Raw genomic sequence first — 11,832 nt, 5'->3', positions numbered from 1 at the left:
GCGGCTACCTCAACGCAGGACGCTGGTGGACGGGTCGGAGGTGCTGGCGAACGCGCGCTCCAGGCCGCCGGCGGCGGCGTTGCCGATCGCGGCGACGGCGCGGCCGATGGTCGGGCCGCCGGCGATCGCGGCGATCTTGGCCGCGTACGACGGATCGGTGGCGTAGCCGGCGCGTTGCAGGCCCTGCGCGAAGCCGCGGATGTCGGTGCCGGCCTTCAGCGCCTGCTGGTAGCGCGGATTGGTCTTCAACAGGCGCACGTAGTCGGCGAAGCTCTCGGCCGGCGAGGCGTAGGCGCGGAAATCGGCGGTCTGCGATTGCTTGACCCCGTCCACGTACTCGTGGGTGCCGGTGGTGACGCGATCGCCGCTCCAGCCGGTGGCCTTGATCCCGAACAGGTTGTTGGAGCTGGCGCCATCGCCGCGGGAAATGCCACGGCGTCCCCAGCCGGTTTCCAGCGCGGCCTGCGCGACCAGGGCGCGCGCGTCCACGCCCAGTTCCTGCGCGGCCTTCTGCGCATGGTTCCAGATCTTGGCGACGAAGCCTTCCGGAGTGCGCTCGCCGAGGCTGGCCGCGGCGGCGTTGGCGGCGGCCGCGGTGCTGGCGTCGACGTCGCCGCCGCCGTTGCCGGTCGCCGCCAGGTCCGCCCAGCGGTCGTCGGCGACGGTGGTCCATGCCAGCGTGGCGCTGCCGTCGGCCGGATTGCTGCCGATCGCTTCGTGCATGGCGCTGGTCTCGCGGCCGGCGATCAGGTCGAGCACGCGCGACACCTGGTGCTGCGACGCATCCCCCGCGTCCATGCCGCCCCAGGCGCCTGCGCCGACGCCAGCCGCCGCGCCGGTGTCGGCCACTGTGCCGATCCCCGTGCTGCCGGCGTCGCCGCGGCCCTGGCCGGACACCAGCGAATACGCCTTGGCCGCCTGCGCCGCGCCGATCGCGGTATTGACCGGCGGCGCGTCGGCGGTCTTGCCGCCGCCCAACTGCTTGGCGATCATCGCCGCCACGCCCAGCCCCTTGCCCTCGGTCAGCGCCTTGGCCATCTGCTGGTCGTACATGTCGCGGAAGGTCTGGTTCTCGCCCGGGAACAGGGAATCGCCGAAGCTTGCGTCGCGCATGCTCTTGACCAGCAGATTCGCGAACTGTCCTTCCAACTGGCGCGACACCTTGTCGATCCGCGCGGGATCGTTCTTGGTGGTCGGGTTCAGTTCGATGGGAGAGGCCGAGATACGCATGTCAGATCACCTCCAGCTCCGCGCTCAGCGCGCCAGCCTGCTTGAGCGCTTCCAGGATCGCGATCAGGTCGCCCGGCGCGGCGCCGACTTCGTTGACCGCGCGTACGATCTGATCCAGCGAGGTGCCGCCCTCGAACTTGAACATGCGGCTGCCTTCGTTGGTGGCGGTGATGGTCGACTTCGGCGCGACCACGGTCTGGCCGCCGCTCAACGCATTGGGCTGGCTGACCTGGCTGCCTTCGCTGATGGTGACGGTCAGCGAGCCGTGCGAGATCGCCGCCGGGCTGACCCGCACCTGCGAGCCGATCACCACCGTGCCGGTGCGCGCGTTGACCACTACCTTGGCCGGCGCCGCGCCCGGCGACAGCTCGATGTTCTCGATCCGCGCCAGCAGGCCGACGCGCGCGCCCGGGTCGGTCGGCGAACGCACCGCCACGGTGGCGCCGTCGACCGCGTGCGCGCTGCCGGGGCCGAACGCGTTCTCCAGCGCCGCGACCATCCGCGACACCGTGGTGAAATCGTTCTGGTGCAGGTTCAGGGTGATCTCGTTGCTGCTGCCGAACACGTCCGGCAGCGCCCGCTCCACGGTGGCGCCGTTGGGGATGCGGCCGACGCTGGGCACGTTGACCGAGATCCGCGAGCCATCCTTGCCCTGCGCACCGAAGCCGCCGACGATCAGGCTGCCCTGCGCGATCGCGTAGACCTGGCCGTCGGCGCCCTTCAGCGGCGCCATCAGCAACGAGCCGCCGCGCAGCGACACCGCGTTGCCGATCGAGGACACGGTGATGTCGATCGGCTGGCCGGGTTTGGCGAACGGCGGCAGTTCGGCGTGGATCGCCACCGCGGCGACGTTCTTCAGCTGCGGATTGACGTTCGACGGTACGTTGACGCCCAGCTCGCCGAGCATGTTCTTCAGGCTCTGCACGGTGAAGGGCGCCTGGCTGGTGCGGTCGCCGCTGCCGTCCAGGCCGACCACCAGGCCGTAGCCGACCAGCGCGTTGCCGCGCACGCCGCCGACCTGGGCCAGATCCTTGATGCGTTCGGCCGCGGCCGGGGCGGCCAGGCCCGCGCACAGCGCGAACGCGGCGAGCAGGCGGCAGGACAGGGAGACGAGATTCATGGCGGGCCTCAGTACGGCGAGATGCGCGAGTTGAAGAAGCGGCTCAGCCAGCCCATCGCGTTGGACTGGGCGACGGCGCCGCGGCCGCCATAGGCGATGCGGGCGTCGGCGACCTTGCTGGACGGGATGGTGTTGTCCGGGGAGATGTCGGCGGCGCGGACGATGCCCTGCACCTGCACCAGTTCGTCGCCCTGGTTCAGACGCAGCTTCTTCTGGCCCTGGATCACCAGGTTGCCATTGGGCAGGCGCTGCATCACGGTCACGGTGATGCTGCCCTGCATGGTGTTGCTCTGCGCGGTGTTGCCCTTGCCGGCAAAGCTGCGATCGCCACTGGTGGAGTTATTCAACACGTTGACGCCGTTGACGGTCAGCGGCGCGCCGAGCAGGGTCGGCGTGGCCATCGTCACCGCGTCCTTCTTGCTGATGCTGGTGTTGGCGGTGGAGCTGGCGTTGGTGCTTTCGACCAGGGTGATGGTCAGCAGGTCGCCGACATCGCGGGCGCGGCGGTCCGAGTACAGCGACAGGCCCGGGCCGGCGGCGTAGATCGCGCCGGCGCTGGCCTGCGCCGGCGGCGCCTGCACCGGCACCACCGGCGCCATCGGCGCGTACGGGCGCATGTCGCCCGCGGCCACGCCCAGGCCGGCGCAGCCGCCGAGCAGGGTCGGCAGGACCAACGCGGCGAGGAGAGAGAGAGAGAACGGACGCGACATGGCAGGTTCCAGGAGAGTCGGGATCAGACGTTGTTGTTCAGATAGCCGAGCATCGAATCGGTGGTGGAGATGGCCTTGGCGTTCATCTCGTAGGCGCGCTGGGTCTCGATCATGCTGACCAGCTCCTCGACCACGTTGACGTTGCTGCCTTCCAGCGAGGCCTGCACCGTGGTGCCCAGGCCGTTGAGGCCGGGGGTGCCGGCCTGCGCGGGACCGGACGCGGCGGTTTCCGCGTACAGGTTCTGGCCCTTGGCCTGCAGGCCGGCCGGATTGATGAAGTCGCTCAGCGTCAGCGAGCCGATCTGCAGCGCCGCGGCGGTGCCGGCGACCTGCACGCTGACCGTGCCGTCGGTACCGATGGTCAGCGACTGCGCGCCTTCCGGGATCTGGATGCCGGGCTGCACCGGGTAGCCGCTGTTGGTGACCAGTTCGCCCTGCGCGTTGATCTGGAAGCTGCCGTCGCGGGTATAGGCCGAGGTGCCGTCGGGCATCTGCACTTCGAAGAAGCCGCGGCCGTTGACCATCACGTCCAGCGCGCGCCCGGTCTGCTGCGGGTTGCCCTGCTCGAAATCCTTGGAGGTGGCGACCACGCGCACGCCGGTGCCCAGTTGCAGGCCCGACGGCAGCTGGGTCTGCGCCGAGGTGGCGCCGCCCGGCTGGCGCACCTGCTGGTACAGCAGGTCCTCGAAGCTGGCGCGGTCGCGCTTGAAGCCGGTGGTGTTGGTGTTGGCCAGGTTGTTGGACACGACCGACATGCGCGTCTGCTGCGCATCCAGTCCGGTCTTGGCGACCCACAAAGCCTGATTCATGACGCGATTCCTCTGATGGTGGCCCCGACAACCGCGAGGGGCAGGGGGACTGATGCATGTGCCGTGCCAGAATCGCGCCGGCGTTTCGGCGGGCGCCGCCGCGGCGCCGGTTTCCGGCGCGTCGCGCTTAGCCGTTCAGGCGCAGCATGGTGTTGGCCGACTGCGCATTCTCGTCGCCGTGCTTGATCACCTTCACCTGCATCTCGAACTGGCGCTGCAACTGGATCATCTGCACCAGCGCGCCGGCCGCATCGACGTTGCTGCCTTCCAGCGCGCCGGTGTGGACCGCGGTGCCGGTGGCCAGGGCGAAGGCCTGGGTCGGATCGTCGCTGATGTTGCGCATCAGCCCGTCGGGGCGGCGCTCGAGGCGCTCGTAGGGCGCCTGCACCACCTTCATCTTGCCGACCGCGGTCATCGCCTGCGGGCCTTCGCCCAGCGGCACGATCGACACCGTGCCGTCCTCGCCGATCTCCAGCGCCTGGTGCGGCGGGATCGCCATCGGATTGCCCTGGTCGTCGAGCACCGCGCGGCCGCTGGAGGTGACCAGTTGCCCGTTCGCGGTCAACGCCAGTTCGCCGCCGCGCGTGTACGCCTCCTTGCCGTCGCTGGCCTGCACCGCCAGCCAGTTGTCGGCGCTGAGCGAGATGTCCAGCGCATTGCCGGTCACCTGCTGCGCGCCGACGTCGCGGTTGAAGCCCTGGTCGATGTGCAGCGCATCGATGCGCGACGGATAACCGGCGCCCTTGATGCGGAACGCCTCGGTATTGGCCAGCGCCGCCTTGAAACCGGCGGTTTCGACGTTGGCCAGGTTGTGCGAGACCGTGCTCTGCGCCTGCAGCGAGGCGCGGGCGCCGGTCATGGCGACGTAGAGTGCTTTGTCCATGGGCGGGAACCGGGAATGGGGAATCGGGAATGGAGGAAAGCGGGACGGCGGCGACGGGAACCGCGCTTACGATTCCCGACTCCCCATTCCCGATTCCCGGCGCTCATCAACGGATATTGATGATCGTCTGCGTGACCTGATCCTGGGTCGAGATCATCTGCGAGTTGGCCTGGAAGTTGCGCTGCGCGACGATCATGTTGACCAGCTGTTCTGTGAGATCCACGGTGGAGGATTCCAGCGCGCCGGACTGGATGCCGCCGAAGTCCGAGGTGCCTGGGGCGCCGGTGCGCGCATTGCCCGAGCCCGAGCTTTCCGCCCACACGTTGTCGCCGAGCGAACTCAGGCCCTGCGGGTTGACGAAGTTGGTCATCGCCACCTGGCCCAGCGCCTTGTCGGCGTTGTTGGAGTAGCGCGCGTAGACCACGCCGTTGGCGTCGATGCTGATCGAGTTGAGCTTGCCGCTGGCGTAGCCGTCCTGGCGCGCATCGCGCAGGGCGAAGGCTTCGCCGTACTGGGTCGAACCGCTCACGTCCAGGGTCAGGTTGAGCGTGCCGGCGCCGGTGCTCGGAGTGAACGTGCTCAGCGCGATGCGGCCGTCGGTCGGCGAGGTGAGCTTGCCGTTGCCATCGAACTGCAGCGTGCTCGGCGTGCCCACCGCCACGCCGTCGACATAGTTGTGCACCTGCCACTCGTTCGGGTTGGCGGTCTTGACGAAGTACGAGGTCTGGGTATGGCTGACGCCCAGCGAATCGTAGACGGTGATGCCGCCGGTGGAGTGGTTGTAGCTGTTGGCGTCGCTCGGGGAGAAGGTGGCCACGGTCGGCTGGCTGGCGTTGCCGGGCAGGGTGAACATCAGGTTCACCATGCCGCTCTGCTTGGGCGAGCTGTCGGTGGTCAGCAACTGCAGGTCGGTCAGCGTGCCGACCGCGAAGCCGTTGCCGTTGGCCGCCGGCGGGAACACCTGCAGCTTGGCGCCCTGCGGATTGACCACATAGCCGTTGGCGTCGGTCTGGAAGTTGCCGGCGCGCGAGTAGACCTTGGCGCCGTTGTTGGTCAGGGTGAAGAAGCCTTCGCCGGAGATCGCCAGGTCCAGGTTGCGCCCGGTCGGGTCGACGTTGCCCTGCGAGAACTGCTGGGCCACGTTGCTCACCCGCACGCCGGCGCCGATGGCGTTGCGCGCCAGGCCGTAGCCGGTGGTGGAGAACAGGTCGGCGAACTCGGCGCGCGATTCCTTGAAGCCGGTGGTGTTGACGTTGGCGATGTTGTTGGCGGTGACGTTGAGGTCGGAGTTGGCCGCCTTGATGCCGGACAGCGAAGTATTGAAACCCATGATGGACTCCTGTGGATTGGCCGGCTCAGCTGACGCGGAGCACGTTGGCGAGCGGGGCGGTGCCCAGCCCGGTCAGATCGAGATAGATCCCGTCCGAGCCGATGGTGGCGCTCTCGACCGGGGCCTGGACGTAGGTGGACAGCGTGGTGTTGGCGCCCTGGCTGTCGGTATGCGTGGCGGTGACGGTGTACTTGCCGGCGGCCTGGCGGATCCCGTTGACGTCGGTGCCGTCCCAGTTGAAGTTGACCTCGCCGGCCTTGCTGGCGCTGACGCTGATCTGCTTGATCGCGTTGCCGTTGGCGTCGCTGACGGTGAGGTTGACGATGCCGGCGCCGGGCGCGGCGATCACGCCGTCGACCCCGCCCGTGGCGCCCAGCGGCATCGTCGCCGACGGCACCAGCACCTTGTGCCCGACCAGCTGCGCGCCGCGCAGGATCTGGTCGGTGCCCATCGAATCGGACAGCGCGGTGACCGTCTTGTTGAGGTCGCCGATGCCCTGCACGGTGGACAGCTGCGCCATCTGCGACACCATCTGGCTGTTGTCCATCGGCTTGAGCGGATCCTGGTGCTGCAACTGCTCGGTCATCAGCTTCAGGAAGTCGGCCTGGTTCAATGCCGACGTCTTGGGCTTGCTGGCGCTGGAGGCGGTCAGCCCGAGGCTGGAATAGATGTCGCTGTTGACGGTACTCATTGGGACGTCCTAGGCCGGGAGGCGGCGGGAGGGAGGGGCGCTTAGCGGCCCATGGTCAAGGTGGCCAACGCCAGTTCCTTGGCGGTGTTGAGGACTTCCACGCCTGCCTGGTAATTGCGCGAGGCGGAGATCAGGTTGACCATCTGCGACACCGGGTCCACGTCCGGCGAGTAGATGTAGCCGTCGGCATCGGCGAGCGGATGGCCGGGCTCGTAGCGCTTGAGCGGCGGATCCTTGCTCTGCGAGATTTCCTTGACGTTGACCCCGGTCAGGCTGCTGTCGTGCGGATTGCGCACCGCCTGGAAGATCGGTTCGATCGGCTTGTAGGCGGCCTCGGCCGAGCCGGCCACCGAGTCGGCGTTGGCCAGGTTGCTGGCGATGGTGCTCAGGCGCACCGACTGCGCCTGCAGCGCGGAGCCGGCGACATCGAAGATCGGTAGATTGCTCATGCTTATTGACCCGTGATCGCGGTGAGCATGCCGCGCACCTTGGATTCGACGAAGCTCAGCGACGCGCGGTATTCCAGCGCGGCGCGGCCGTAAGCGGCGCGCTCGGCATCGGCGTCGACGGTATTGCCGTCGAGGCTGGGCTGGGCGGCCTCGCGGGTGATCTGGAACGGGTTGAGGCCGTTGGCGGTGCCGCCGACGGCGATGTGGCGGCTGTCGGTCACCTGCATCTGGCTGCCGTCGCGCTGGCCCTGGGCGGCGCGCATGGCCGCGTCGAAATCCAGGTCCTGGGCCTTGTAGCCCGGGGTGTCGACGTTGCTGAGGTTGCTGGCGATCAGCTTCATCCGTTGCTCGCGCAGCGGCAGGGCGTCGCCGTGGACCCCCAGGTAGGATGAAATCAGATTGGACATGGCGCGCTCCCGCGGTTCGTTGCAGGAGAACAGGCAAGGCCTGTGCCAAAAGTGGGGTGGCCGGCGATCGCGCAGTGGATTGGGGGGCGGTTCCCCTGCACGACAGGGAGGATCGGGCGATCCGCGTCGCCACGTGCGCAGGCTCCGGCGTCGCGCCGGAGCCGCGGAGCTAGGCGACCTGGGCCTCGGCGACCACCCGCAGGCGCGCCAGCACGTAGTCGGCCAGCTCGTGCGGGCTGTACTTGGCGACGAAGGCGTTGGCGCCGACGCGCTCGACCATGGCGTTGTTGAACACGCCCGACAGCGAGGTGTGCAGCAGCACGTACAGGCCGGCCAGGCCCGGGTGGCGCCGGATTTCCGTCGTCAGCGTATAGCCGTCCATCGCCGGCATCTCGATGTCGGAAATAACCATGGCGTAGCGGTCGGCCGGATTCTCGCCGCTGGCGTGGATCTGCAACAGGTGGTCCAGGGCCTGGCGGCCGTCGGAGAGCAGGGTGGCGCCGACCCCGAGCTGGTCCAGCACGCTGCGGATCTGTTGCCGCGCCACCCGCGAATCGTCCACCACCAGCACCTGCAGCTGCGCGCCGGTGAGCGCCAGCGACGGATCGAGATTGGCCTCGACCCGGGTCTGGGCGATATCGGCCAGCACGCTCTCCACGTCGATGACCTGGATCAGCTCGCCCTGGAAACGGGTCACCGCGGTCAGGTAGCTGGATTCGGCGCCCAGTTCCGGCGGCGGATGGATGTCCTCCACCGCGATGTTGACGATGCGCTCCACGCCGCTGACCAGGAAGCCCTGCACCGAGCGGTTGAACTCGGTGACCACCAGGTAGCCGGGCGCCTTGTCGGCCTGCGTCTCGCGTTCCGGGTGGCCGATCGCCAGGCCCAGGTCGAGCACCGGTACCGAGCGGCCGCGCACGTCGGCGACGCCGGAGAATTGCAGTGGCAGCCCCGGCACCTGGAACAGCTCCGGCCGGCGCAACACTTCCTGCACCTTGAAGACGTTCACGCCAAAAAGCTGACGACCACCCAGCCGGAACAGCAGCAGGGCAAGCCGGTTGTGGCCCGCCAAGCGGGTGCGCTGGTCGATTCGGTTGAGGAGGTCATGACTCATGGCGTTCATATCGGCGCCTGCGCGGCGGAACTTGAGGGCCAAGTCGGCGGCGCGCGTGACCAGGCCGGGGCGTGGGGCGTGCGAAGGCGCGCGCACGCAGACGACGGCTACTGCGTCGAGCAAGGCAGGACGGCGCTCTTGCAAGCCAGTCAGGGGGCACTATCGCCAGGCGCGGCCTTATTAGTGGTGCCGCGTCTGGGATCTGGCGCGATCCGAGGCCCGGTGTCGACCCGCAATGGCCTTGGCGTAGTCGCCGCATCGCACTGCCGTCGGAGATGCCGCTCCCAGCGCGCTATCCGTGGGTGCGGCACGGGCTTTGCATTGGCATGGCGAACCTTCTCTCCGAGACATGGCGATGCGCCTGATCCTGCTAGTGGTCCTGCTCGCGGCACTGCCCGCCTGGGCCGCGGAATTCCAGACGGTGGACTCGATCCGCGCCGCGGCCTTGTCCACGCTCGGCCCGGACGCGACCGCCGAGGCGACGCTGGACCCCTCGGTGCGGGTGCCGCTGTGCCCGGTGCCGTTGCAGGCGCAGCCGACCGGCACCACCACGGTCGAGGTGAGTTGCCCGCGCGAGGCCGGCTGGCGCCTGTTCGTGCCGGTCAAGGTGCGGCGCCTGCAGAACGTGCTGGTGCTCAGCCGCGGCCTGGCCGCTGGAGAGACCGTCGGCGCCACCGATATCGTCTCCGAGCAGCGCGACGCGGCACGCATCGTCGGCGCCGCGATGACCGATCCGGCGGTGGCGATCGGCCGCGTGGTCCGGCGCACCCTGCAGGCCGGCAGCCTGTTGTCGTCCAGCGACCTGGTCGCGCAGCGGCTGGTGCGGCGCGGCGACAATGTGGCGCTGGTGGCGCGCAACGGCGCCCTGGAAGTGCGGATGGCGGGCCGCGCGCTCAGCGATGGCGGCGAGAACGAGCGGGTGACCGTCGAAAACCTGTCTTCACGTCGCGTCATTCAGGGAACTGTGTCACAGAATGGCGACGTTTTAGTGACGCGGTGAGATCCGGCCTAAAGTTCGGGGGTGTAGGGCCGTTACCTACACCGAACCCGTAACAGGATTTCCGCCATGAGCCAGAAAATCGAAGGGAGCTTGCCCAGCCAGGCCGCGCTTCGCACCACGTCCGTCAATACCAAGGCGGCGACCGGTGCGTCCGAGGACGGGAAGGCGCGAGCAGTGGATGCCTCGGCCGCCGCCGACAGCCTGCGCCTGACCGGCGAGGCCTCCGGCCTGCAGACCCTGCAGCGCGAACTGTCGGCCGCGCCGGCGGTGGACAGCAACCGCGTCGATGCGGTGCGCAGCGCGCTGCAGAACGGCAGCTACAAGATCAACCCCGACGCCATCGCCAACCGTATGCTCGACCTGGACAAGCAGCTCAGCGCATGAACGCCGCCGTGACCAACCCCTTGCAGCAGCTCAGCGACGCGCTCGCCGGCGAACGGCAGGCGTTGTTGGATCACAATGTCGAGCGCCTGATGCAGGCGACCAGCGACAAGCTGGCGGCGCTGCGCGCGCTGGAGGCCGATGTGCCGGCCGGCGCCGAGGCCGAATCGCTGCTGCGCGAACTGGCCGACGCCAACCGCGCCAACGGCGCGCTGCTGTCGCGGCGGCGGCGCGAGGTGAACTGGGCGCTGCGCCACCTGGGCCGCAGCGAGAGTTCCTCGTCCTACGACGCCAACGGCCAGTCCAGCACGCTGCGCACCAGCCGGCACCTGGCGATCGCCTGAGTCCGCCCTGTCGGCGGCGGCCGGCGTCGCACCTGGCGAGGGCATCGGCGTATATTGAGCGTCCGCTAGTTACCCGTTGCCTGTCGTGAATCTTGCCGATCCCCAGTACACCGATGCGGTGCCGCTGCCGTCGCGCGCGCGCCTGCTCGCCCTGAGCGAGCTGGTCGACCAAGGCCTGGTGCTGTTCCGCCGCGATGGTCGCCTGCTGCTGGCCAACCGCGCCGCGCGCCGCCACCTGTGCAATGCCGAGAGCGTCGACGACCACGCCCTGGGCGAACGCCTGGCGCAATGGCTGCCCGACGATGCGCGCTCGCAGGCGCGGAGCAACGGCCGCTGGAGCGGCAGCCTGCCGACCGAGGAGCACGTGGTGCTGGCGCACCTGTACTTCCATGGCGACGACGCCGATGGCCACTACCTGGCGCTGCTGCAGGGCATCGAAGGCCAGCAGGACTACGAACAGGAACTGCAGCAACGCCATGCCGAACTGCGTCAGGCCTACCTGCGCCTCAACGGCGCGCAGGAAAAGCTGCTGCAGTCGGAGAAGATGGCCTCCATCGGCCAGCTCGCCGCCGGCGTGGCGCACGAGATCAACAACCCGATCGGCTACGTTCACTCCAACCTGGGCAGCCTGCAGGAATACCTGCGCAGCCTGTTCACCCTGATCGAAGCCTACGAGCGCGCCCTGCGCGCGCCGGATCCGAAGGCGCTGATCCCGGAAATCGACGACATCCGCAACCGCTTCGACATCGACTTCATCAGCCGCGACCTGCCGCAACTGATGGCCGAGTCGCGCGAGGGCATCGAGCGGGTGACGCGCATCGTGCGCGACCTCAAGGACTTCTCCTACTCCGGCCGCGAGGAATCCTGGAAGCTGGTGGACCTGCATTCCGGGCTCGAGTCCACGATCAACATCATCTGGAACGAGCTCAAGTACAAGGTCACCCTGGACCGCCACTACGGCAACCTGCCGCTGGTGGAGTGCCTGCCGTCCGAGCTCAACCAGGTGTACATGAACCTGTTGCTCAACGCCGGCCAGGCGATCGGCGAGCGCGGCACCATCGTGGTCAGCACCGGCCAGGACGGCGAAGAGGTGTGGATCGAGTTCAAGGATTCGGGCGCCGGCATTCCGGCGGACCTGCTGCAGCGCATCTTCGACCCGTTCTTCACCACCAAGCCGGTCGGCAGCGGCACCGGCCTGGGCCTGTCGATCTCCTACGGCATCATCAACAAGCACCACGGCCGTATCGACGTCACCAGCGTGGTGGGCGAGGGCTCGACGTTCCGGATCGTGATTCCGGTGCGGCAGCCGAAGTAGCTGGGAATGGGGAATCGGGAATCGGGAATGGGAAAAGCGGGTGTACGTT

Annotated in this window: 14 protein-coding genes; 4 read left to right on the top strand and 10 right to left on the bottom strand. The window is 68.6% G+C overall.

Annotated features, from left to right (window positions below; all coding sequences use genetic code 11):
• Positions 1-9: 9 nt before the first annotated feature.
• The 10 genes from flgJ to AB3X07_RS11500 form a co-directional block, all read right to left on the bottom strand.
• Positions 10-1,230, bottom strand: a complete 1,221-nt coding sequence (flgJ, locus tag AB3X07_RS11545) for a flagellar assembly peptidoglycan hydrolase FlgJ (protein WP_369938761.1) — start codon at positions 1,228-1,230, stop codon at positions 10-12.
• A 1-nt stretch (position 1,231) separates the two neighbouring features.
• Positions 1,232-2,350, bottom strand: a complete 1,119-nt coding sequence (locus AB3X07_RS11540; protein ID WP_369938760.1) for a flagellar basal body P-ring protein FlgI — start codon at positions 2,348-2,350, stop codon at positions 1,232-1,234.
• Between the two features lie 8 nt (positions 2,351-2,358).
• Positions 2,359-3,060, bottom strand: coding sequence for a flagellar basal body L-ring protein FlgH (gene flgH, locus AB3X07_RS11535; protein WP_369938759.1), 702 nt, complete (start codon positions 3,058-3,060; stop codon positions 2,359-2,361).
• 23 nt (positions 3,061-3,083) lie between these two features.
• Positions 3,084-3,869 (bottom strand): flagellar basal-body rod protein FlgG, encoded by a 786-nt coding sequence (gene flgG, locus AB3X07_RS11530; protein WP_369938758.1) that lies wholly within the window; start codon positions 3,867-3,869, stop codon positions 3,084-3,086.
• Between the two features lie 127 nt (positions 3,870-3,996).
• On the bottom strand, positions 3,997-4,752 hold the full coding sequence (locus AB3X07_RS11525; RefSeq protein ID WP_369938757.1) for a flagellar basal body rod protein FlgF: 756 nt from the start codon (positions 4,750-4,752) through the stop codon (positions 3,997-3,999).
• Positions 4,753-4,858: 106 nt separating this feature from the next.
• The gene (gene flgE, locus AB3X07_RS11520) at positions 4,859-6,082 is read right to left on the bottom strand and encodes a flagellar hook protein FlgE (protein ID WP_369938756.1); all 1,224 of its coding nucleotides are present in this window, start codon (positions 6,080-6,082) and stop codon (positions 4,859-4,861) included.
• A gap of 25 nt (positions 6,083-6,107) precedes the next feature.
• Positions 6,108-6,773: a flagellar hook capping FlgD N-terminal domain-containing protein gene (locus AB3X07_RS11515; protein WP_369938755.1), complete on the bottom strand. Its 666-nt coding sequence runs from the start codon at positions 6,771-6,773 to the stop codon at positions 6,108-6,110.
• Between the two features lie 41 nt (positions 6,774-6,814).
• Positions 6,815-7,222, bottom strand: coding sequence for a flagellar basal body rod protein FlgC (flgC, locus tag AB3X07_RS11510; RefSeq protein WP_369938754.1), 408 nt, complete (start codon positions 7,220-7,222; stop codon positions 6,815-6,817).
• A 2-nt stretch (positions 7,223-7,224) separates the two neighbouring features.
• The gene (flgB, locus tag AB3X07_RS11505; RefSeq protein ID WP_369938753.1) at positions 7,225-7,629 is read right to left on the bottom strand and encodes a flagellar basal body rod protein FlgB; all 405 of its coding nucleotides are present in this window, start codon (positions 7,627-7,629) and stop codon (positions 7,225-7,227) included.
• Between the two features lie 169 nt (positions 7,630-7,798).
• Complete coding sequence (locus AB3X07_RS11500; protein ID WP_369938752.1) at positions 7,799-8,743, bottom strand: chemotaxis protein; 945 nt, start codon at positions 8,741-8,743, stop codon at positions 7,799-7,801.
• A gap of 355 nt (positions 8,744-9,098) precedes the next feature.
• Between AB3X07_RS11500 and flgA the strand changes: the two genes are divergently transcribed.
• The 4 genes from flgA (at position 9,099) to AB3X07_RS11480 (ending at position 11,783) form a co-directional block, all read left to right on the top strand.
• Positions 9,099-9,743 carry a flagellar basal body P-ring formation chaperone FlgA gene (gene flgA, locus AB3X07_RS11495; RefSeq protein WP_369938751.1) on the top strand — a complete coding sequence of 215 codons (645 nt, stop codon included), beginning with the start codon at positions 9,099-9,101 and terminating at the stop codon, positions 9,741-9,743.
• A gap of 66 nt (positions 9,744-9,809) precedes the next feature.
• On the top strand, positions 9,810-10,127 hold the full coding sequence (gene flgM, locus AB3X07_RS11490) for a flagellar biosynthesis anti-sigma factor FlgM (RefSeq protein WP_369938750.1): 318 nt from the start codon (positions 9,810-9,812) through the stop codon (positions 10,125-10,127).
• Complete coding sequence (locus AB3X07_RS11485) at positions 10,124-10,468, top strand: flagellar protein FlgN (protein ID WP_369938749.1); 345 nt, start codon at positions 10,124-10,126, stop codon at positions 10,466-10,468. The genes flgM and AB3X07_RS11485 overlap by 4 nt, the downstream gene beginning before the upstream one ends.
• Before the next feature lie 85 nt (positions 10,469-10,553).
• Positions 10,554-11,783: an ATP-binding protein gene (locus AB3X07_RS11480; RefSeq protein ID WP_369938748.1), complete on the top strand. Its 1,230-nt coding sequence runs from the start codon at positions 10,554-10,556 to the stop codon at positions 11,781-11,783.
• The last annotated feature ends 49 nt before the right edge of the window (positions 11,784-11,832 follow it).

This window comes from Xanthomonas sp. DAR 35659, from assembly GCF_041242975.1.
Lineage (GTDB): Bacteria > Pseudomonadota > Gammaproteobacteria > Xanthomonadales > Xanthomonadaceae > Xanthomonas_A > Xanthomonas_A medicagonis.
This window is presented reverse-complemented; position numbering and strand designations above follow the sequence as displayed.

What these genes read in the sequence shown, in the direction of transcription:
- flgJ (WP_369938761.1), bottom strand. Translation starts at nt 1,230, where the DNA reads ATGCGTATCTCGGCCTCTCCCATCGAACTGAACCCGACCACCAAGAAC.
- AB3X07_RS11540 (WP_369938760.1), bottom strand. Translation starts at nt 2,350, where the DNA reads ATGAATCTCGTCTCCCTGTCCTGCCGCCTGCTCGCCGCGTTCGCGCTG.
- flgH (WP_369938759.1), bottom strand. Translation starts at nt 3,060, where the DNA reads ATGTCGCGTCCGTTCTCTCTCTCTCTCCTCGCCGCGTTGGTCCTGCCG.
- flgG (WP_369938758.1), bottom strand. Translation starts at nt 3,869, where the DNA reads ATGAATCAGGCTTTGTGGGTCGCCAAGACCGGACTGGATGCGCAGCAG.
- AB3X07_RS11525 (WP_369938757.1), bottom strand. Translation starts at nt 4,752, where the DNA reads ATGGACAAAGCACTCTACGTCGCCATGACCGGCGCCCGCGCCTCGCTG.
- flgE (WP_369938756.1), bottom strand. Translation starts at nt 6,082, where the DNA reads ATGGGTTTCAATACTTCGCTGTCCGGCATCAAGGCGGCCAACTCCGAC.
- AB3X07_RS11515 (WP_369938755.1), bottom strand. Translation starts at nt 6,773, where the DNA reads ATGAGTACCGTCAACAGCGACATCTATTCCAGCCTCGGGCTGACCGCC.
- flgC (WP_369938754.1), bottom strand. Translation starts at nt 7,222, where the DNA reads ATGAGCAATCTACCGATCTTCGATGTCGCCGGCTCCGCGCTGCAGGCG.
- flgB (WP_369938753.1), bottom strand. Translation starts at nt 7,629, where the DNA reads ATGTCCAATCTGATTTCATCCTACCTGGGGGTCCACGGCGACGCCCTG.
- AB3X07_RS11500 (WP_369938752.1), bottom strand. Translation starts at nt 8,743, where the DNA reads ATGAGTCATGACCTCCTCAACCGAATCGACCAGCGCACCCGCTTGGCG.
- flgA (WP_369938751.1), top strand. Translation starts at nt 9,099, where the DNA reads ATGCGCCTGATCCTGCTAGTGGTCCTGCTCGCGGCACTGCCCGCCTGG.
- flgM (WP_369938750.1), top strand. Translation starts at nt 9,810, where the DNA reads ATGAGCCAGAAAATCGAAGGGAGCTTGCCCAGCCAGGCCGCGCTTCGC.
- AB3X07_RS11485 (WP_369938749.1), top strand. Translation starts at nt 10,124, where the DNA reads ATGAACGCCGCCGTGACCAACCCCTTGCAGCAGCTCAGCGACGCGCTC.